The sequence below is a fragment of the Mesorhizobium sp. IMUNJ 23232 genome (genome assembly GCF_044326205.1).
Lineage (GTDB): Bacteria > Pseudomonadota > Alphaproteobacteria > Rhizobiales > Rhizobiaceae > Kumtagia.
The window spans coordinates 93,509-112,456 of the sequence record NZ_JBIRCY010000015.1 but is presented as its reverse complement, the minus strand read 5'-3'; the positions used below and the strand labels follow the sequence as shown (position 1 = coordinate 112,456).

Annotated in this window: 21 protein-coding genes; 9 read left to right on the top strand and 12 right to left on the bottom strand. The window is 64.3% G+C overall.

Annotation, left to right across the window (positions count from 1 at the left end; genetic code table 11):
* Positions 1-135: 135 nt before the first annotated feature.
* Together ACH196_RS13670 and ACH196_RS13665 are read left to right on the top strand one after the other, a co-directional pair.
* Positions 136-1,062: a bifunctional 5,10-methylenetetrahydrofolate dehydrogenase/5,10-methenyltetrahydrofolate cyclohydrolase gene (locus tag ACH196_RS13670; RefSeq protein WP_396647450.1), complete on the top strand. Its 927-nt coding sequence runs from the start codon at positions 136-138 to the stop codon at positions 1,060-1,062.
* 85 nt (positions 1,063-1,147) lie between these two features.
* Entirely contained in the window at positions 1,148-1,822 is a 675-nt protein-coding gene (locus ACH196_RS13665; RefSeq protein ID WP_396647486.1) for a DUF2161 domain-containing phosphodiesterase, read from the top strand.
* 90 nt (positions 1,823-1,912) lie between these two features.
* On the opposite strand, the gene ACH196_RS13660 is transcribed toward ACH196_RS13665, so the two are convergent.
* The 7 genes from ACH196_RS13660 to ACH196_RS13630 form a co-directional block, all read right to left on the bottom strand.
* A complete protein-coding gene (locus tag ACH196_RS13660; RefSeq protein ID WP_396647449.1) occupies positions 1,913-2,101 on the bottom strand; it encodes a hypothetical protein in 189 nt (62 codons plus the stop codon).
* Positions 2,102-2,116: 15 nt separating this feature from the next.
* Entirely contained in the window at positions 2,117-3,415 is a 1,299-nt protein-coding gene (glcF, locus tag ACH196_RS13655; protein ID WP_396647448.1) for a glycolate oxidase subunit GlcF, read from the bottom strand.
* Positions 3,416-3,631, bottom strand: coding sequence for a DUF433 domain-containing protein (locus tag ACH196_RS13650; RefSeq protein ID WP_396647447.1), 216 nt, complete (start codon positions 3,629-3,631; stop codon positions 3,416-3,418).
* A 47-nt stretch (positions 3,632-3,678) separates the two neighbouring features.
* Positions 3,679-4,878 carry a glycolate oxidase subunit GlcE gene (glcE, locus tag ACH196_RS13645; RefSeq protein WP_396647485.1) on the bottom strand — a complete coding sequence of 400 codons (1,200 nt, stop codon included), beginning with the start codon at positions 4,876-4,878 and terminating at the stop codon, positions 3,679-3,681.
* Between the two features lie 7 nt (positions 4,879-4,885).
* A complete protein-coding gene (locus ACH196_RS13640; RefSeq protein WP_396647446.1) occupies positions 4,886-5,464 on the bottom strand; it encodes a Uma2 family endonuclease in 579 nt (192 codons plus the stop codon).
* Between the two features lie 122 nt (positions 5,465-5,586).
* Positions 5,587-7,083 carry an FAD-linked oxidase C-terminal domain-containing protein gene (locus ACH196_RS13635; RefSeq protein ID WP_396647445.1) on the bottom strand — a complete coding sequence of 499 codons (1,497 nt, stop codon included), beginning with the start codon at positions 7,081-7,083 and terminating at the stop codon, positions 5,587-5,589.
* 94 nt (positions 7,084-7,177) lie between these two features.
* Positions 7,178-8,488 (bottom strand): DUF3422 family protein, encoded by a 1,311-nt coding sequence (locus ACH196_RS13630; RefSeq protein ID WP_396647444.1) that lies wholly within the window; start codon positions 8,486-8,488, stop codon positions 7,178-7,180.
* A 503-nt stretch (positions 8,489-8,991) separates the two neighbouring features.
* On the opposite strand from ACH196_RS13630, the gene ACH196_RS13625 reads away from it, so the two are divergent.
* Complete coding sequence (locus ACH196_RS13625) at positions 8,992-9,798, top strand: FCD domain-containing protein (protein ID WP_396647443.1); 807 nt, start codon at positions 8,992-8,994, stop codon at positions 9,796-9,798.
* Positions 9,799-9,857: 59 nt separating this feature from the next.
* Here the strand turns inward: ACH196_RS13625 and ACH196_RS13620 are convergent, their stop codons facing one another.
* Positions 9,858-11,102 carry a serine hydrolase domain-containing protein gene (locus tag ACH196_RS13620; protein WP_396647442.1) on the bottom strand — a complete coding sequence of 415 codons (1,245 nt, stop codon included), beginning with the start codon at positions 11,100-11,102 and terminating at the stop codon, positions 9,858-9,860.
* 124 nt (positions 11,103-11,226) lie between these two features.
* Between ACH196_RS13620 and ACH196_RS13615 the strand changes: the two genes are divergently transcribed.
* Positions 11,227-12,627, top strand: coding sequence for a sugar porter family MFS transporter (locus ACH196_RS13615; RefSeq protein ID WP_396647441.1), 1,401 nt, complete (start codon positions 11,227-11,229; stop codon positions 12,625-12,627).
* A gap of 139 nt (positions 12,628-12,766) precedes the next feature.
* On the top strand, positions 12,767-13,507 hold the full coding sequence (locus ACH196_RS13610; RefSeq protein ID WP_396647440.1) for a metallophosphoesterase: 741 nt from the start codon (positions 12,767-12,769) through the stop codon (positions 13,505-13,507).
* Positions 13,508-13,544: 37 nt separating this feature from the next.
* On the opposite strand, the gene ACH196_RS13605 is transcribed toward ACH196_RS13610, so the two are convergent.
* Positions 13,545-13,676, bottom strand: coding sequence for a hypothetical protein (locus tag ACH196_RS13605; protein WP_396647439.1), 132 nt, complete (start codon positions 13,674-13,676; stop codon positions 13,545-13,547).
* Between the two features lie 206 nt (positions 13,677-13,882).
* Positions 13,883-14,581, bottom strand: a complete 699-nt coding sequence (locus ACH196_RS13600) for a type 1 glutamine amidotransferase (protein ID WP_396647438.1) — start codon at positions 14,579-14,581, stop codon at positions 13,883-13,885.
* Between the two features lie 87 nt (positions 14,582-14,668).
* Here ACH196_RS13600 and ACH196_RS13595 point away from each other — a divergent pair, with 87 nt between their 5' ends.
* The 3 genes from ACH196_RS13595 to ACH196_RS13585 are packed head-to-tail and all read left to right on the top strand — an operon-like array spanning position 14,669 to position 16,705.
* Positions 14,669-15,307, top strand: coding sequence for a hypothetical protein (locus tag ACH196_RS13595; protein WP_396647437.1), 639 nt, complete (start codon positions 14,669-14,671; stop codon positions 15,305-15,307).
* A 55-nt stretch (positions 15,308-15,362) separates the two neighbouring features.
* Complete coding sequence (locus ACH196_RS13590) at positions 15,363-15,815, top strand: Rrf2 family transcriptional regulator (protein WP_396647436.1); 453 nt, start codon at positions 15,363-15,365, stop codon at positions 15,813-15,815.
* Positions 15,812-16,705 (top strand): NAD(P)/FAD-dependent oxidoreductase, encoded by an 894-nt coding sequence (locus ACH196_RS13585; protein ID WP_396647435.1) that lies wholly within the window; start codon positions 15,812-15,814, stop codon positions 16,703-16,705. Before ACH196_RS13590 ends, ACH196_RS13585 begins: the two co-directional genes overlap by 4 nt.
* A gap of 183 nt (positions 16,706-16,888) precedes the next feature.
* On the opposite strand, the gene ACH196_RS13580 is transcribed toward ACH196_RS13585, so the two are convergent.
* Positions 16,889-17,176 (bottom strand): YiaA/YiaB family inner membrane protein, encoded by a 288-nt coding sequence (locus ACH196_RS13580; protein WP_308057498.1) that lies wholly within the window; start codon positions 17,174-17,176, stop codon positions 16,889-16,891.
* A 63-nt stretch (positions 17,177-17,239) separates the two neighbouring features.
* Positions 17,240-17,926, bottom strand: a complete 687-nt coding sequence (locus ACH196_RS13575) for a PspA/IM30 family protein (RefSeq protein WP_396647434.1) — start codon at positions 17,924-17,926, stop codon at positions 17,240-17,242.
* A gap of 271 nt (positions 17,927-18,197) precedes the next feature.
* Between ACH196_RS13575 and ACH196_RS13570 the strand changes: the two genes are divergently transcribed.
* Entirely contained in the window at positions 18,198-18,908 is a 711-nt protein-coding gene (locus ACH196_RS13570; protein ID WP_396647433.1) for an SDR family oxidoreductase, read from the top strand.
* The last annotated feature ends 40 nt before the right edge of the window (positions 18,909-18,948 follow it).

Here is an 18,948-nt window from a genome sequence, read left to right as displayed (position 1 = left end):
CATGCCGCCTTTTCGCATTGCACCAAAAGGTGTCTCGCCAGCCGGGTTTCCACCCTATAAGGACCCCCATGCCAATGGCCGTGCCCGCCGCCGCGATCTCCCCGGCTGGCCCCGTCCATGCTGCTGGAGCCCCTGATGCCGACTTCCGACGACCACCGATACCTGAAGGGCGCGCCGGTCGCCGCCCGCATCCTCGCCGAGGTGCGCGCGCAGGCGGAACGCGCGGCGGCCGAAGGGTTTCGGCCCAAACTCGTTTCGATCACCGTCGGCGATGTCGCCGCCGTCGACGTCTATGTCCGCAACCAGCGCTCGAAGGCCGAGGCCGCCGGCATCGATTTCGACGAGCGACGTTTTCCCGCCGATATCTCGGCCGGCCAGTTGGAAGCCGCCATCAGCGGCATGAACCTCGATCCGCGCGTCACCGGCATCATCATCCAGCGTCCCGTGCCGGCCCACATCCCGATCAAGGCGATCCAGGGCGCGATCCATCCGCTCAAGGACGTTGAGGGAATGCATCCAGCGTCCATCGGCAACATCGTCTACAACGAACTCGATCTCGCCCCCTGCACGGCGGCTGCCTCGGTCGAGATGCTGAAGGCGACCGGCCTCGACCTCAGAGGCCTTGAAGTGGTCGTCGTCGGCCACTCCGAGATCGTCGGCAAGCCTATTGCTTTCCTGCTGATGAGCGAAGGCGCCACTGTGACCGTCTGCCACCATATGACGCGCTCCGTCGCCGCGCACGCCCGCCGCGCCGACGCGCTGTTCGTGGCGGTCGGCAAGCCGCGACTGATCAAGGCCGACATGGTCAAGCCCGGAGCCGCCGTGATCGACATCGGTATCAACAGCGAAACCACCGCCGACGGCGGCACGCGTATCGTCGGCGACGTCGACACCGAAAGCGTCAAGGAAGTGGCCTCCTGGATCACGCCAGTACCGGGCGGCGTTGGCCCCGTCACCGTCGCTATCCTGCTGCGCAACACCATGGTGGCGCTGGAGCGCCAGCGGGAGCACTATCGCTCGACCTACCAATCCGGCGCGGCCAGCATGCGAAAGGTCGGCTGAAGCCCTCTGGCTTGCGGCTGCCCTGCCGGGATGACGTGCACGGCCGAATCGGCCAGTGTCGCGACTCCCTGCGCGTGACGAGGCGATGCTCGAAACTGCTCTCTATTTGCCGGTGAAACATTTCCTCGAAGGCCTTGGCTATTCGGTCAAGGGCGAGGTCGGCGGCTGCGATCTGGTGGCGCTCGGCTGCGACGAGCCGCCGGTGGTCGTCATCTGCGAGCTGAAGCTGCAGTTCAACCTCGAACTGCTGCTGCAAGGCGTCGACCGCGCCGCCGCCAGCGACGAGGTCTGGCTGGCGGCGCGTCTGTCGGCGCGCGGCAAGGGGCGCGAGGCCGACAGGCGTTTCCGCAATCTGTGCCGGCGGCTCGGCTTCGGCCTGCTCGGCGTCACCACCGACGGTGAAGTCCAGCTCCTGCTCAGCCCGGCCGCCCTGCCGCCGCGTCGCGATCCGCGCCGCCGCTCGCGGCTGGTCGACGAGCATCGCCGCCGCCAGGGCGATCCGGCAACCGGCGGCGGTTCGCGCGCGCCGATCATGACCGCCTACCGCCAGCAGGCGCTGGCCTGCGCCGCCGCCCTCGCCGAAGGCCCGAAGCGGCCGCGCGACCTCAAGCCCGGTGCGCCGAAAGCCGCTTCGATCCTGCGCCGCAATGTCTATGGCTGGTTCCTGCGGGCGGAAAGGGGCGTCTACGACCTAACGGAGGCCGGACGCCTGGCGCTGGAGCGCTGGCCGCAGCAAAGCCTGCCGCAGGCGGCGGAGTAGCAGCGTCTTGAACGCCGGCCGTCGCAGCGGCTGTAGGCGAGAAACCCGAGTTGGACAGGCCGCCGACAACCTCCCTATTGCGATCGGCCTTCAATCGCCGCCACCGCCTCCGTCACCGCCGTCTCCGGACGTACCGGAATCGAAACCGCGATCATTCGATGCGACGGAGCCTGAAAGCGGCCCTACCAGCCATGGGCGGCTCGAGGTGCGAAACCTGATCCCCAGCCAGATGGCGATCGCGATTGCGACCGGGCTCAGGAGATAAAGCAGTGCTCCCATGCACGACCTCCCCGGCTATAAGGCTTTCGGCTTCGGCCCCCCATACACCCAGTCGAGCAGCGCCACCGTATGCACCACCGGCAGTTTCGCCGCCGAAGCGATCTGGGTGATGCAGCCGATATTGCCAGTCGCCACAAGTGCGGCGCCCGTCGCCTCGATATTCCTGACCTTGCGGTCGCGCAGCCGCGCCGAAATCTCCGGCTGCAAGATGTTGTAGGTGCCGGCCGAGCCGCAGCACAGATGCCCCTCGCGCGGCTCCTTCACGGTGAAGCCGGCGCGGACCAGCAATTCCCTAGGCTGCCGCGTGATCTTTTGGCCATGCTGCATCGAGCAGGCCGAATGATAGGCAACTGTCAGGCCTGGCTTGACCGATGGCTCCGGCAGGTCGAGCGTCGCCAGAAATTCGGTCACGTCCTTTGCCAGTGCCGAAACTTTTGCCGCCTTGTCCGCATAGGCCGGATCGAGCCGCAGCATGAACCCATAATCCTTGATTGTCGTACCGCAGCCCGACGCGGTGATGATAATGGCGTCCAGTCCGCCGCTTTCAAGCTGCCGCGTCCAGGCATCGACATTTTTCCGAGCAGCCGCGAGGGCGGCCGCTTCCTTGCCCATGTGATGGACCAGCGCCCCGCAGCACCCCTCGCCTTCCGGCACCACCACCTCGACGCCCAGCCGGTTGAGCAGCCGCACCGTAGCCTCGTTGATGCCGGGCTCCAGCACCGACTGCGCGCAGCCGGTGAGCAGCGCCACCCTGCCCCGCCTTTCGCCCTTGGCTTGATGGCGACCCGGCCGCGACACCGGCGAGACCGCCGGCACGGACGCGGGCGCCAGCTTCAGCATCGCCGTCAGCGGCTTCAGCGCCGGCACTCCGGCCAGCAGGCCGGCGAAAGGCCGTCCAAACTTCGCCAGCGACAGCGCGGCGCGAAACCGCCGGGGATAAGGCAGCGTGAAAGCCAGCACCTGGCGGATCAGCCGGTCGGCCAGCGGCCTTTTGTAGCTCTGCTCGATATGGGCGCGCGCATGGTCGACCAGATGCATGTAATTCACGCCCGACGGGCAGGTCGTCATGCAGGACAGGCAGGACAGGCAGCGGTCGATATGGGTGACGATCTCCTTGTCGGCCGGCCGGCCGTTCTCCAGCATGTCCTTGATCAGGTAGATTCTTCCGCGCGGGCTATCGAGCTCGTTGCCCAGTGTCACATAGGTCGGGCAGGTCGCGGTGCAAAACCCGCAATGCACACATTTGCGCAGGATTTTTTCCGATTCCGCGACATGCGGATCGGCGAGTTGGGCGAGGGAGAAGGTGGTTTGCATTCAACTCGTTCGGTGCGGGAAATGGTTCTTCAACTCGTTCAACGCTGCGGCCAGTACAGCTTCAGCCTCTGAGCGAGTAATGGTCGGAAACTGCTCCAGAAACTCTTCAATCGAAAGATATGCAAAGAGAGTGTCGACGGGAACGCGCGATCTCTTGATGACAACAGCACCCGACATCGTGTCCAAGCGGCAACTCAGCACATCGTGAACGCTCATGATCTCCTCAACGTGAACCGTTCCGTGGGAGAGAAAGCGGCCCCATTTTACCCCATCCGTCCCGGGTTGAGGATGTTTTGCGGGTCGAACTGCTCCTTCAACCGCTTCGACAGCGCGGCCAGTGCCTGCGGCTGAGGCTCGAAGACCGGAATGGCGGCGCGGTCGGCGACATTGGCGCGCACCAGTGTCGCGTGGCCGCCGCCGAATCTTTTCACCAGCCCGCGCAGCAGCTCGGCTTCCGGGTCGCTTTCCATACGCAGCCAGGCCAGCCCGCCGGCCCAGTCATAAAAAGCCTCGACGGCTACTTCCATGCGCAGCGCCATGACCGCCTTGTGCGCCTCGCCCGGCGCCATCGACACGCGCCAGACCGGCTTCTGGCTGCCGTCGGCGAAAGGCACGCAGTCGCGCATCGCCCGCCAGATCGCCTTCGAGGCATCGCCGGAAATCTCGTCGATCCCGGCAGTGTCGCCGAACGCCTCTCGCAGATGTCTTGTCCGATAATCCACCGAAGGCCCGAACCCTTCGATGCGAAGCAGCGTCGCGGCGCTCCTGAACGCGCCGTCGCCGACCCGCGCCGCCACCGTCTCGGGCAGATGCGCCGCGCCGGAAACCTCTGCCGAGGAACCCATGACCAGCGCCATGGCCGCCACCGCCGCGTCGTCGAACAGCCCGGAGAGCACCAGCGTCGTCTCGGTCTCGGCCGCCGGCAGCACCTTGAAGGTGACGTCGGTCGCCACCGCCAGCGTGCCCCACGAGCCGGCCATCACCTTCGACAGGTCGTAGCCGGTGACGTTCTTGACCACGCGACCGCCGGACTTGAACGCCTCGCCGCGCCCCGACACGGCGTGGATGCCGAGGATATGGTCGCGCGCCGCCCCCGCCTTGATGCGCCGAGGGCCGGACAGGTTGGCCGCGAGCGCGCCGCCAATCGTGCCTCGCCCTGCCGCGCCGCCCAGCAGCGGGCCGAAATCCATTGGCTCGAAGGCCAGTTCCTGGCCGTGCTCCGCCAGCAATTTCCCAATCTCCGCCAGCGGCGTACCGGCCTTCGCCGACAGCACCAGTTCCTCCGGTTCGTAAAGCGTGACGCCCGTCAGCTTCGACAGGTCGAGCGCGTGCTCGGTCTGCGGCGGCCGGCCGATGCCGCGCTTCGAGCCGTGGCCGAGGATTTCCAGCGGCGCGTTCTCGCCGACCGCCCACTGGACGGCGGACAGAACTTCATCGGCGGAGGTGGGGGTAAAGGTGGTCAGGGATGGCTCATTTCATGGAAACGCCACGGTAAAGGTCCGCGAGGCGACAGGCGAAACCGAATTCCGGCAGGTCGATCAGATCGTCGGGAGAGCGGTAGACACGGCCGTTCCAGTCGTCAGCACGGGACCATACTTCGACGGCGTGCTCTCTCTGCGAGACGATCAGAACATGGAGGCAGCCGGGCGCGTCAGCGTATATCTCACGCTTGCGGCTGATGTGTTCGCGGGTATTGGAGTCCGACAGAACCTCGGCCGCCAGATAGAAGCCCGTGCCGTACAGCACATCTTCCACCTCGAAATCCACCACCGCCACATCGGCGATAACGCGTGTGTCCGGATGCGTTTCGACTCGTAGCGCGACCTCCTGGATGGCAAACATTTCAGGACGCCTGCTGGCGAGGGCAGCATTCAAGAGCAGCATCAGGTTTGCGCTGATACGCTGATGCGGAAGCATGGCCGGCGACATCATGAGAAACGGCACTCCGTCGATCAGTTGCCAGCGTTCCTCGCGGGGCCGGTCCTCAATGAACTCGAGGAACTGCTTCGCGGTCAGCTTGCCGGGAGGCGGGGCGATGTGAGTGTTCATGGCGATGCCTTCCTGCCTTCAGGCTACAAGACTAGCATGATGGAGAGCGAGCCCCAAACAATCCGGGAAGTGCTGGCAGGCCAGCCAGGAATTCCTATCCTCGACGACCCTCGCTGTCGTCATCAAAACCTCGGAATGTCCGGGAACGGCAGTTTTCCGCCGGAAATATGCATCCGCCCGAGCTCGGCGCAGCGGCGCAACTGCGGAAACACTTTTCCGGGATTGAGCAGATGGTTCGGGTCGAAGGCGCATTTCACCCGCATCTGCTGGTCAAGATCGGCGTCTGAAAACATCTCCGGCATCAGGTCGCGTTTTTCGACGCCGACCCCGTGCTCGCCCGTCAGCACCCCGCCGACCTTTACGCAGAGCCGCAGGATGTCGGCGCCGAAGCCCTCCGCCTTTTCCAGTTCGCCGGGCTTGTTAGCGTCGTAGAGGATCAGCGGGTGCAGGTTGCCGTCGCCGGCATGAAAGACGTTGGCGACACGCAGCCCGTATTGTTCAGAAAGCTCGCGCATGCCGGCCAGCACGCGCGGCAGTTCCTTGCGCGGGATCGTGCCGTCCATGCAGTAATAGTCCGGCGAGATGCGGCCGACCGCCGGGAACGCTGCCTTGCGCCCTGCCCAAAAACTCAGCCGCTCCTGGTCGGAGGTCGAGATGCGACAGGTGGTCGAGCCGTTGCGGAGCGCGATGGCTTCGACCAGGCCGATCAGATGGTCGACCTCGACGCCCGGCCCATCCAGTTCAACGATCAGCAGCGCCTCGCATTCCAGCGGGTAGCCCGCATGGACGAAATCCTCGGCGGCCCGGATGGCCGGCCGGTCCATCATCTCCATACCGCCGGGAATGATGCCGGCGCCGATGATGTCGGCGACGCATTGCCCGCCCTGCTCGCTGGTCGGGAAGCCGATAAGCAGGGCGCGCGCCGTCTCCGGCTTCTTCAATATCCGCACCGTCACCTCGGTGACAACGCCCAGCAGACCTTCCGAGCCGGTCATAACGCCGAGCAGATCGTAGCCTTCCGCATCCAGATGTTTTCCGCCAAGGCGCACGACCTCGCCGTTCATCAGCACCATCTCGATGCCGAGCACATTGTTGGCCGTCAGCCCGTATTTCAGGCAGTGCACGCCGCCGGAATTTTCCGCGACATTGCCGCCGATCGAGCAGGCGATCTGCGAGGACGGGTCGGGGGCGTAGTAGAAACCGTCATCCTCGACGGCGCGGGTGATGCCGAGATTGGTGACGCCCGGTTGCACCACCGCGACGCGGTTGAGATAGTCGATCTCCAGAATCTCGTTGAAGCGGCTCATCACCAGCAGCACGGCGTCCTCCAGCGGCAGCGCGCCGCCCGACAGCGAGGTGCCCGAGCCACGGGGCACAATACGGATGTTGCGTTCGTCGCAATATTTGAGGATTTTCGAAACCTGCCGCGTGGTTTCCGGCAGGACGACGACCAGCGGCAGTTGCCGATAGGCGGTCAGCCCGTCGCTCTCGAAGGCCCGCATCTCGTTAACGGTTTCGACCACGCCCTCGCCCGGCACGATCTGTCTGATATCCGCGACGATTTCGGCGCGCCGCCGCAGCGTTGCGGCATCTGGCGTCGGCATGGCTAGTCCGGACATTTTTGCACGGCCTTGGCGAGTGGTAAAAATCTTTTACCAGCAATTCCCGCAGTCGGCAAGCCGTAAATAACCGTTTTCTTTCAATATGTTATGCTTATTGTGGCCGGTCGTGTTCGCTATGCGCGCTGCGGATTCGGCGCACGCCCCACCAGACGGCGGCGATGGCAAGGGGCACGGAGGCGGCGGTGACGAGTTCGGGGGCGACGGCGTGACCGAACAGGGAGAGGCCTTTTGCGAGGTAGCCGATGAGGCCGACGACGTAATAAGAGACAGCGGCGACCGACAGCCCCTCCACGGTCTGCTGGAGGCGGAGCTGCAGTTTGGCGCGGTCGTTCATCGATTTGAGCAGCGCGCGGTTCTGCGCCTCGACCTCGACGTCGACCCAGGTGCGCAGAAGCGTTGTGGCGCGGCTGAGCTTTTCGGACAGGTTTTCCTGACGGCTCTCGACCGACTGGCAGGTGCGCATGGCAGGGGCAAGGCGCCGCTGCAAAAAACCCTTCCAGGTTTCGGCGCCGGCAATCGCCTCCTCGCCCAGCGCCTCCAGGCGCTCCTGGACGATGACGTCATAGGCGCGGCTGGCGCCGAAACGATAGAGGCTGGACGCCGCATCGGCCTCCAGTTCCGCCGCGAGTTCGGTGAGTTCGGCCAGAAGTTCCTGGCTGTTGCGGCGCGGGCTCGCTTTCATCTCCGCAGTGATCGTAGCCAATCGGTCCTCGATGCGGCGCACCCGCGCCGACAGCGATTGCGCCAGCGGCAGCCCGAGCATGGCGAGCGTCCGATAGGTCTCGATCTCCAGCAGTCGTTGCGCCAGGGCGCCGCTGCGCGCTGGTGTAAGTCCCTGATCGAGAACGACGATCCTGGTCAGCCCATCGCCGTCCTGGCGGAAATCGGTGGCGATCGCCGCCTTGCCGCCCTCGACCGTGGAATAGCAGAGCGCCGAGGGATCGAAGCCGCCGGCGAGCGCCTCTCCAGCCTTGTTCCAAGCGCGAATCTCCAGCCGAACGCCGGAAATCACGGTGCCAGGCGGCGAGAAACCGTTGCCGAACGGCGTGTCCTCAGGCTGGCGGCCGGTCTCGTCGAGCGGGCCTTCCCAGAGATAGGTCGAGAATTCGGTGTGGCGCTCCCAGCGCAGCGTCCCCTGCCCCCAGTTCATGGTGTAGTGACGCGCCTGGCGGTCCGGCGCGGCGACGCCGAGGCGGCGCGAAAGCTCGCAAAGAACCGCATGGTCGACGGCAAAACCGCCCTCGGTCATGAAGGCAAGCTGGATCAGCACGCGCGGGCGCAGCAGCATCGGATGCGGGCGGGCGTGCACCTCGCCGAGTGCCGCCGCCCGGTCGGCATGGGCGGGAAAACCCTTGACCGTGCCGGTCAGGGACGAAACGAAGTCGGGCTGCTCGGCAGTCACAGGCTCGCTCCAGGGCCGCGAAACGCCCTGTTATGGCCTTATGGCGGGGTAAAATCCAACAGGGAAAAATGCTGCATCGCACAATAATCTTTTCGCGTTGCAATATTTTTGAACTCAAGATGCCTAAGCTCTTGCTTTTGCTGGATTCCATGGTGGCTGTTCCTGCCGGGCGTCCCCGGACGGGCGAGGCCGGTTGCCGTGTTAGATTTCATGTCATGTCTCGAATAGAAAGCAATAAAAACGGCTTATTGGAGCGGTTCGCGTGTTTTGGTCCAACAGACCGGACATTGGTACCCGCTAAGCATGACTTAAGCGGCGATTTCGACCGTCGAGACATGACCTGGGACCGCTGAGAGATGACGCCAAAACCGCCCGGAGCGATTTCGCGCGTGAATGCGGGAGCAGCCGGCTTCGAAGGCTCCAAAACCCCCACTGGATAATTTATTTGACCAATTGTGAGACCTGCCCCTATGGTCCGACAAGGTTGCCGAACGGGAATTGCCTTGGACGAAATCTTTTCCAGGATCGAGCATTCGCGGACTGCCGACGAGGTGGTGCAGCAGATCGAGAGCCTCATCCTCGAGGGCGTGCTGCGCAGCGGCGACCGGCTGCCCGGCGAGCGCGAGCTTTCGCGGCTGTTCGAGGTGTCGCGGCCGATCCTGCGCGACGCGCTGAAGATCGTCGAGGGCCGCGGGCTGATCCAGACCCGCCATGGCGGCGGCACCCATGTGGCCGACGTCGTCGGCCAGGTGTTCGCGCCGCCGGTGGCGGAGCTGATCGTCAGCCATGCCAAGGCGCGGGCCGATTATCTCGAATACCGCCGCGAGATCGAAGGCATTGCCGCCGAATATGCGGCGCGGCGCATCACCGACGACGACCGCGCCTTGCTCGACCGGATCATGGCGCGCATGGCCGAGGCGCATGAGCGCGGCGATTTTTCCGAGCAGGCGGAAATCGACGTCGAGTTCCATCACGCGATCGGCGAATGCGCGCACAACATCGTGCTGCTGCACACGCTGCGCTCCTGCTACCGACTGCTTTCAGACGGCGTGTTCGAGAACCGGCTGATCGTGTTCACGCTCGCTGACGCGCGCGAAAAGCTGCTTGCGCAGCATCGCGCCATCCACGCGGCAGTGGTTGGGCACGACCCGGCCGGCGCGCGCAAGGCGGCGATGGACCACATCAGCTTCATCGAACAGGCGATGGCGCAGGCCGAGCGCACCGGCGAATGGGAGCGCGTGTCGAAACTGCGGTTGAAGCAGCGGCTTTCCGGCGAGGCGGGAAAGCGCGCGATGGGAGGGCGGGGTTAAGTGAGCAGGTTAGCCGAGGTCCGCTTTGGCCTAATGCTTGAAGCCCAAACGGCCGCGTCCTAGAGCGGTGCGTCAGGCGCCAGGTATGAGGCGATTTCTTTAAAGACGTCAGTGGAAAGATTACCCTCCATCGATGCGGTAGCGTCCATCGTGACTGAGACGGCTAACGATATCTTTCCTTCCGGCAGGTATCCCATAGTTGCGGCGTAACCAGAGAAGGAAGGGTTTTGCAGTATCCAACCGTTAATCAGGAACACTCCCAATCCGTAATATGATGTTTCAGACCATGGTTTGAAGCCTGCGATCAACGGTGCGATTTGTTCCGCATGCGATTTTGGCGTGAGCAGAGTTCCCCCGCCAATTGCCTCGGCGCTTCGCAGAACATCTCTAATAGTGGTCGTCATGACGGCACCGTCAGCCAGCGTCCATGAAGGGTTCCAGAAAGTCGATTCTTCATATCGGCCACGTTCGGCGTCGAAGGCGTGAAGCACAGGCTCGGGGATGGCCGCTGTCTGTGTGCTTTGGGTGCCGGTCAATCCCAACGGCTCGATGATCCGGGCGCGTATGAGGTCGCGCAGTGATTGGCCGGTGGCCTTCTCCATCACCGCGCCGAGAATTACAAAATTCGTGTGTGCATAAGACCAGCAGGCTCCCGGTTCACAGACTACGGGCCGCTTCAGTCCGATTTCTACAAGTTCTTCCGGTCGCCAGTGGCGGAAGGGATCCGCATGGAGATCCCGGAGGAAACCGTCGTCCGTGACATAATCTGCGTACCCGGAAGTGCCGTTGATGAGCATCCGAAGTGTGACTTGATCTGCGTTGGGATGTTCGGGGAACCAGCGGGACAACTGGTCATCAAGCGTGATCGCGCCCTCGTCCCGTAGCTGAAGGAGCACGGTGCCCATATAGGCGATCGCTATTGCGCCGTTCCTGAACTTCATGTCCGGGGCGGCCGGGACGCCAGTCATCGAGACGCCTTCGGCGAGCAGGAAAGGCGGCGAGCCATCAACGGCGAAGCCGGCAACGACTGCTTTCAACTTCAGTCCCGGCATGGCATCTCTGACGATCGCCGTCACCTTGTTGGAAGCCTGACGCACGCTCACGCAACCGTCGGACGTAACGATCTGATCCTTGGGACATGTCGGTGCGGCCACACCATCGGTTGCGATCGTGAGCCCCGCAGCCAAGCCTGCGAGCAAGAACAAATTGCGTAAAACCTGCGCTTTCATATTCCCTCCGATCACCGGTGGCATAGCCATAAGCTTCTCTTTATGTCCAACACTGGTGCCCAGGTCGTTCCGCATTGTACATCATCCGTTCTTAGCTCTCGCGCCCGCGAAGCGCGCTCTGGATGGACGGTAGCGAAGGCCAGTAGCAACGCAACGGTTTTCTGATACGCTTTCCGCCATTCCGCTTCAGGCACCTCTCATGGCGACACAATCGGACTCGACTTTCCCGGCTCCGGCTTTCTGGGCAAGGAGCCCGGCCACACTCATCGCAATCGTCTTCCTCGTGATCCTGACCTCGGGACTGCTCTTTGGATACGACCAGGGCGTGATCTCCGGTGCATTGAGCGGCATCAAGCAGGCGATGGGTCTCAGCCCTCTGCTGATCGAAGTGGTCACGAGCTGGGTCACGCTCGGGGCCTTGTTCGGTTCCCTGGCGGCTGGCGAACTTGCCGATCGCATCGGCCGCAAAAGGACGGTGCTGGCCGCGGCGGTTCTTTTCATTCTCGGCGCGCTGATCCAGGCGTTGGCCCCGCACACGCCGGTCCTGGTTGCAGGAAGGCTGATCGTCGGTTTCGGGGTTGGCGTTGCCGCTGTCGCCGCTCCCCTCTACGGCAGCGAACTGGCCCAGGCAGCCTGGAGAGGCCGCCTCGTCTCGGCCTATCAGATGGCGATCACCGTCGGCATTTTTCTCGCCTATCTGGTCAACGGCGCGCTCTCGGACGGCGCCGACTGGCGCTTGATGCTGGGGCTGGCCGCGGTTCCCGGACTATTGCTGGCCGTCTTTGCGCTCGCGGCGCCGGAATCGCCGCGCTGGCTGATCAAGCAGGGTCGGCGGGAGGCCGCGGGCACCATTCTGGCCCGCCTCCTCGGCAAGGATGACTACCAGGCCGAATTGAGCGAGATCGAAAACGCGCTGCGCCTGGAGACCAAGGCCGTTTCGTGGCGCGAGGTGTTCCAGCCGGTCTATCGAAAGCCGCTCGCCATCGGGATCGGGCTGGCGGTGTTCCAGCAGGTCACCGGCATCAACGCCATCATCTACTATGCAAACCCCATTTTTGCCGCCTCGGGCTTTGCGACGCCCGCGGCACAGGCCGCCGCGACAACCTGGGGCATAGGCGCTACGAACGTGCTGGCGACGCTGATCGCAATCGCATTCATCGACAGGATCGGGCGCGTGCCGCTGCTACTCGCGGGACTGATCGGCATGGGCGCAAGCCTGGCGACCGTGGGCCTCGCCTTCCGTTTTTTCGAGACATCCGGCGATGGGTCCAACTATGGAGCGATCATCACGGTCGTCGCCCTCGTCATCTTCATCGCGTCCTTTGCATTTTCCCTCGGTCCCGTCGTGTGGACGGTCATCAACGAGATCTTTCCGAGCCGTATCAGAAGCCGGGGCGTTGCGATTGCGACGGCGGTCAACTGGGGAGCCGCGTTCCTGGTCAGCGAATTTTTCCTGTCTCTTGTCGAGGTGGCGGGCAGGCCGGCCACCTTCTGGCTGTTCGCGGCGCTTTGCCTGCTCGGATGGATATGGATCTATCGCAAGGTCCCCGAGACGAAGGGGCGCTCGCTGGAGGAAATCGAGCGACTTTGGCACGATTGACCTGCCCCTGAAAAAAATCCACGAAGCGGACGAAATTTCAGGATATCGGCCGCCGAGTCCTAACGGTATGGCTGGGCTTGATCGGCACAGTAAGCGGCATGATATGGCCAGCGTAAATCTCGATACCCCGCAGACCTTGATGACTGACGGCATCCACTTCCTCGACGCGCGCGGGCCGGACGGCGTAAGACTGTACGCCATCGGCGACGTGCATGGGCGGCTCGACCTTTTGGAGCGGATGCATGAGCGCATCGCCGGCGAGATTTTTTTGGACAAGGTCGCCGACTGGCGCATCATCCATCTCGGCGACTATGTCGACCGCGGCCCGGATTCGCGCGGCGTGATCGACTTCCTGATCGCGGCCTGCGCGCGCGACCAGCGCATGATCGCACTCGCCGGCAACCACGACATGGGTTTTCTCGAATTCCTGGAAGAGGCCGACGGCGGCGGGCTGTTCGCCCGCTACGGCGGCAGGGAGACGGCAAAATCCTATGGCGTCGACGCGCACTTCCACAGCCCGGACGCGTTGCGGCTGACCTGGGCCGAACTGCGGTGCGAGGTGCCGGGAAAGCACCGGGCGTTCATGCTGAACCTGCGCTTTTCAATCGGCTTCGGCGATTTCTTCTTCTGCCATGCCGGCATTCGCCCCGGCGTGCCGCTCAACCGGCAGGATCCCGACCACCTGATCTGGATCCGCAACGAATTCCTGGACTGGCCGGACTTGCACCCGAAGGTGATCGTGCACGGCCACACGATGACGGACGCCCCGGAAGTGCTGGCCAACCGCGTCAATGTCGACACGGGGGCGTGGCGCTCCGGCGTGCTGACCGCCCTGGTGATCGACGGCGCGGAAAAGCGACTGATCACGGCGCAGGCCTGAATTTCCGGAAAAACCCAGCCACTAGGGCCGAGAGGGATCAGTGCGTGGCGGCGACCACGCCATAACCGTCGACGACGGCCTGCTGGCTGCCGGCATCGACCGAATAAACGCCCAGCCCGAACAGGACGATGGCGACAAGCATGGCAAAGGAAAGGAGCGCGGGACGCAAGGCGGTGATCTCGGTTGAATTCTCTTAAACTCTTACGAGCGGATGGTTACGATTCTGTTGCCGACCCCGTCGCGAGGCGGGCTTCTAGGCTGAGTAAACGCGCAAAGCCACGCAAATATCCATGCATGATGCAGAGTGTTTTGAAGCGTGATTTTTATGTCACGGCCTTGAGGGGCGGGGATTTCGAAAAAGCAGGCAAATCCCACTCAGATCATGCTGACCCAGGCGCGGGCCAGCGCAAGGCCGGCGGCGTCGGCCCCGGGTCCGTGGCGCGCCGCCTCGGCCTCATAGCGCCCCGGCCACTCCGGCTGGTTTTTGGCAATGGTGGTGGCGAAGGCGGCGTTCCATTCGCGCACCAGTTTTCGGTCGGCCTCGAAATGGAACTGTATGCCATAAGTGGCGCGGCCAACGCGAAAAGCCTGGTTCCTGGCCACGTTGCTCGACGCCAGATGCAGCGCACCGGCTGGCAGCGAAAACGTGTCGTCGTGCCACTGGAAGATCGAGAAATCGCGCGGCGCGTGGCGCAGCACGGGATCGGCCGCGCCCTCGTCGGTGAGACTGACCGGACACCAGCCGAATTCGCTCGCCCCGCCGATCTGGTTTTTTCCACCGAAGGCGCGGGCCAGCAACTGGCTGCCGAGGCAGATGCCGAGCACGGCCTTGTCCCTGGCGGAAAAATCGCGGGAGAGTTCGAGCAGCGGCGGGATGTAGGGATATTCGTCGTCGGCCAGCGCGTTCTGGCCGCCGCCAAGCACGACCGCCGCATCGTAACCGTCCGAACTTTCCGGCACGGCGTCGCCACGGTGCGCCATGCGCAGGTCGATCTCGGCGCCCGCCTCGCCGAGCGCGGTCGCCACCTGGCCCAGCCCGCTGCCGTCAAAATTCTGGATGACTAGAACCCGCATCGGCCCGCCTGTTTCGGAATGCAACGCTTTTGGCGTTCGATATCATGCGGCCTGATCGGAATGAATAGACCAGAACGGGACCTTGCCATGCCGCTGCAGAACCGTGTCGATCCGTTCGGCGAAATCCATGCCGTCGCGGCGCGCGGGCTGTTTACCGGGAACCGCGGCGTCATCCACGACCCGGATACGAAGACGCTACTGAAGCGGCGCTGGACGACCAAGGCGTGGCTGATCTGCGAATGCGAATTTCGGGGTCGTAAGCGCGAAGTGATGGGGCGCAACGCGCCATCTGGCAATGCCGGGTGGACCGAACTGTTCTTCCTCGACGAGGTGACGGCGCTCGCCGCCGGCCACCGCCCCTGCTTCTACTGCCGGCGCGAACGGGCGAGGGAATTTTCCGACTGTTTCGCCGCCGGAAACGGGCTTTTGCGGCCGAAAGTGACCGAAATCGACGCGGTTCTGCATGAGCAGCGCCTCGCGTCGGGTGGAATCCCCAGGCAATTGACCTCGGAAGAGGCCGCGCAACTGCCGGACGGCACGATGGTTTTCCACGATGGCGTCGCGTACGCGCTCCGCGGAAAGCGGGCGCTGCGCTGGTCGTTCGAGGGCTACGCCGACGCCGGCCCGCTTGAAAGGCTCGGCGCGCTCCGCCTGCTCACGCCGCCGGCCACGGTGGCCGCCCTGCAACGCGGATACGAGCCAGTGTGGAGCCCCAGGAGCGGATAGGCCCGCCTAACTGTCCGGCTTGACGCCGGCCTTTTCATGTATCATATGAAGTTACATGAGACATGACAGCCGGCTTTCGGCCACCCTTCACGCGCTGCTGCATATGGCCGAACAGGACCGGCCAATGACCTCCGGCGAACTGGCATTGTGCATGGGCACCAATCCGGTGGTCGTGCGGCGCACCATGGCGGGGCTGCGCGAGGTCGGGTTCGTCCGCTCCGAAAAGGGGCATGGCGGCGGCTGGGAGATCGCCTGCGATCTCGCCGCCGTGACGCTGAGGGAAGTCTACGATGCGTTGGGAGCCCCAACCCTGCTGGCCATCGGTGTGCATATCGAAAGCCCGTCCTGCCTGATCGAACAGGCCGTCAACCGCGCGCTGACCCCTGCCTTCGCCGAAGCCGAAGCGCTGCTGATCAGCCGCCTGGGCACGGTGACGCTGGCGGCGCTGGCCGAGGACTTTTCCCGCCACGCCGCTGCCCACCGGGCTCACAGACAGGAGAAAGCTTGATGTTCGACGCGATCGTCATTGGCGGCAGCTATGCCGGTCTCTCCGCCGCCCTGCAGCTCGCCCGCGCGCGGCGCAACGTGCTGGTGATCGATGGCGGCCAGCGGCGCAACCGCTTCGCCGCGACCTCGCACGGTTTTCTCGGCCAGGACGGCCGGGCGCCCGGCGACATCGTGGCCGATGCCCGCGCCCAGCTCATGGCCTATCCGACGGTTGACTGGATCGACGGCAAGGCGAGCACCGCCGAGGCGATAGGGCCGGTATTTGCGGTGGAGACCGAGGACGGCGAGAGCCTGGAGGCAAGGCGTATCGTGCTGGCGGTCGGCGTTACCGACGAGCTGCCGGAAATCCCGGGCCTCCCCGAACGCTGGGGCAAAAGCGTGTTCCACTGCCCCTATTGCCACGGCTACGAGCTGGGGGACGGGCCTATCGGCGTGCTGGCGGTGTCGGCCATGTCGATGCATCACGCATCGATGCTGCCGGACTGGGGAAAGACCAAGCTGTTCGTCAACGGCGCGTTCGAGCTCGATGAAGACCGCATGGACGAGTTGCGCCGGCGTTCGGTGGCGATCGAGCGCGAGCCGGTGGTGCGGATTTCCGGCGAGCGGGCCGATGTCGAATTGCGCGACGGCCGGGTCGTTCCGCTTGCCGGCCTGTTCACGCTGACGCGCACGCGCCCGGCGGGGACGCTCGCCGAACAGCTCGGCTGCGACTTCGACGAAGGGCCGCTCGGCACGTTCATCCGCACAGACGGGACCAAGGAGACCACCGTGCCTGGCGTTTTTGCCGTCGGCGACGCGGCGCGCGGCGCGGGCAATGTCGCGCTGGCGGTCGGCGACGGCGCCATGGGCGGCGCCGGCACGCACCAGTCGCTGATTTTTCGCGGGGTGTAGCCGTAGTCCGCGAGGATTACGCGCCCCCTCCGCCACGCTTCGCGTGGTCGTCCTTCGGACCCTCCGCTTCGCAGGGGAGGAACCGGCGGCGCCGCCGGCACGCCCTGGATCCTCCCCCGTTTACGGGGGAGGGGGACCGCCGGGGGCGGTGGAGGGGGCATCGTTACCTAAGTAAGCACCCGCTTACGCGCCGTCGCCGCGCTGGATATCCATCAGCAGGCGCTCGGTCTTGGCGTCCTCGACCCGGTTGATGAAGCGCGAGGCCTCTTCCGCGTCGCGCAGCGTCTTGGTGATGGTGATCGAGGTGTGCACCAGCATGATCGCGGCCATCGCGTAAAAACCCTTGGCGGCGAAGCTGGCTTCCAGGAAGTAGATGCCGCCGGCCATCATGGCGGCCGCGACGCCAAAGCTCAGCATGGTGAAGGTCTTCCAGGCGCTGGAGTCTTTCGGAGTGTATGAGTTGACAGACATTTTGATGATCCTTTTCGGTTGACTGTTTCGGATTGCGGTTCTCGGTTCAGGCTCTGCGCGACCTCAAGCCGCACCGCTCATGCGTTTCGCCAGCCGTTCGAGAACGGCGTCGGCGCTGGTCCTGACCGGTGCGCCGCAGCCGGCGGCCGCCAGTTTTTCGGTCAGCGCGGCGGGGTCGCCGAACTGCTCCATTTCCTCGAGCGCGGTAGCCGCCGCGTCGATCTGGGTCTGGCGGGTCCGCAACCGCGACAGCGTCTCCTCGGCATCGCGCAGCGTCGACAGCGTCGCGCCCTGCCCGGTCTCGCGCAGCCGCTGCGTCGTATCGGTCGCCGAGACGATGCGCTGGCCGCGCTGCAGGTCGCGCAGCCGTATCTCGGAGGCGGTGACGATGCGCTTCAGCCGCGCAATTTCCGTCCCGAAGTTCTTCTGCGCTTGCTCCGACGCATCGCGTTCCGCCTCCAGCAGGCCGATCGTTTCGGCCGCTTCGCGGGCAAGCTCGTTCCTGCCCTGATCGAGTGCGGCGACAGTGCGGCTCTCGAGGTTCTCGATGCGGGCCACCAGCTTTGCGTATTGCTGGACCTCCTGCTCGTTCTGGGCGATCGCGATGGCGATGGCCTTGCGCGCCGCGGCAATCGCCTCGGCGCAGTCGCGGATCTGCTGGCGCAGGATGACCAGCGCATTGCGATCGACGATCCCCTGCCCGGCCTCATGCGTCCTGCCCCTGGCAAGAGCGAATAGTTGTTTCCACATGCTGAACTCTCCCTATGAACGTTGTTCACAAGCGAACCTTATATGATCGTGAACAACGTTCAAGATAGAAAATGAACGTCGTTCAAAATTTCGACGAGTGATGGTTAGTCCCCGCGATGCTTGGAGGCGGGCGGCCACGATCGGTGCGGCGAAAACGCGTAACCCTTTGTTAAGGGGCGGCGCCAATCCTGTTCGCAGTCATCAGGACTCGCCGTACCTGCCGATGACGTCGCAGGCTGCGGCCTCCATGGGAACCAGTGGAGGAAAAACGATGCCGGCCTCGCTTGTCGTGATCACCGGAGCTTCACGTGGCATCGGCCGGGCGCTCGCCCAGCGGTTTTCAAAGGCAGGTCATGCCCTGCTGCTGATTTCACGCCATGAGGCGGACGCGGACGGCCTGCCCGATGCAATGCACATCGTGGCCGACGTCGCCGACCATGCTGCACTGGGCGACGCCATCGCGCGTGCCGAAAAAACCTTCGGCCCGGTGGGATGCCTGATCAACAATGCGGGTTTCCTGAAGATCGGAGCGCTGCAGAACCGCGATTTTCGCGACGTCTCCTATGAGATCGACGTGCTGCTGAAGGGCGTCGTAAACGGCATACAGACCGTGCTGCCGGGCATGATCGAGCGCAAAAGCGGCACCATCATCAACATCAGTTCGATCGGCGACCGCACGCCCGGGCCGGACGGAGAGGTCTACCATGCCTGCAAGGCGGCGGTCCGCTCCTTGTCGCTGTCGCTGCAGAAGGGGCAGGCGGCCAACGGCATCCGCATCGTCAACGTCGCTCCGGGCCTGGTGAAGACCGACATCCATGCCGACATGGGAATCTCGTTCGAGGAATACCGCAAGCTGCTGGGCAACCCGAGCTTCATCGACGCCGCCGATTTCGCCGACATCGTGTTCTACTGCTGGCAGTTGCCGGTTAGCATCTGCATCCGCGACCTCGTCGTCATGCCAACCGACTCGTCTTTCGCATAGGACGGCGGACAGGCTACGCTGGACACATCGGCCGGCAGCG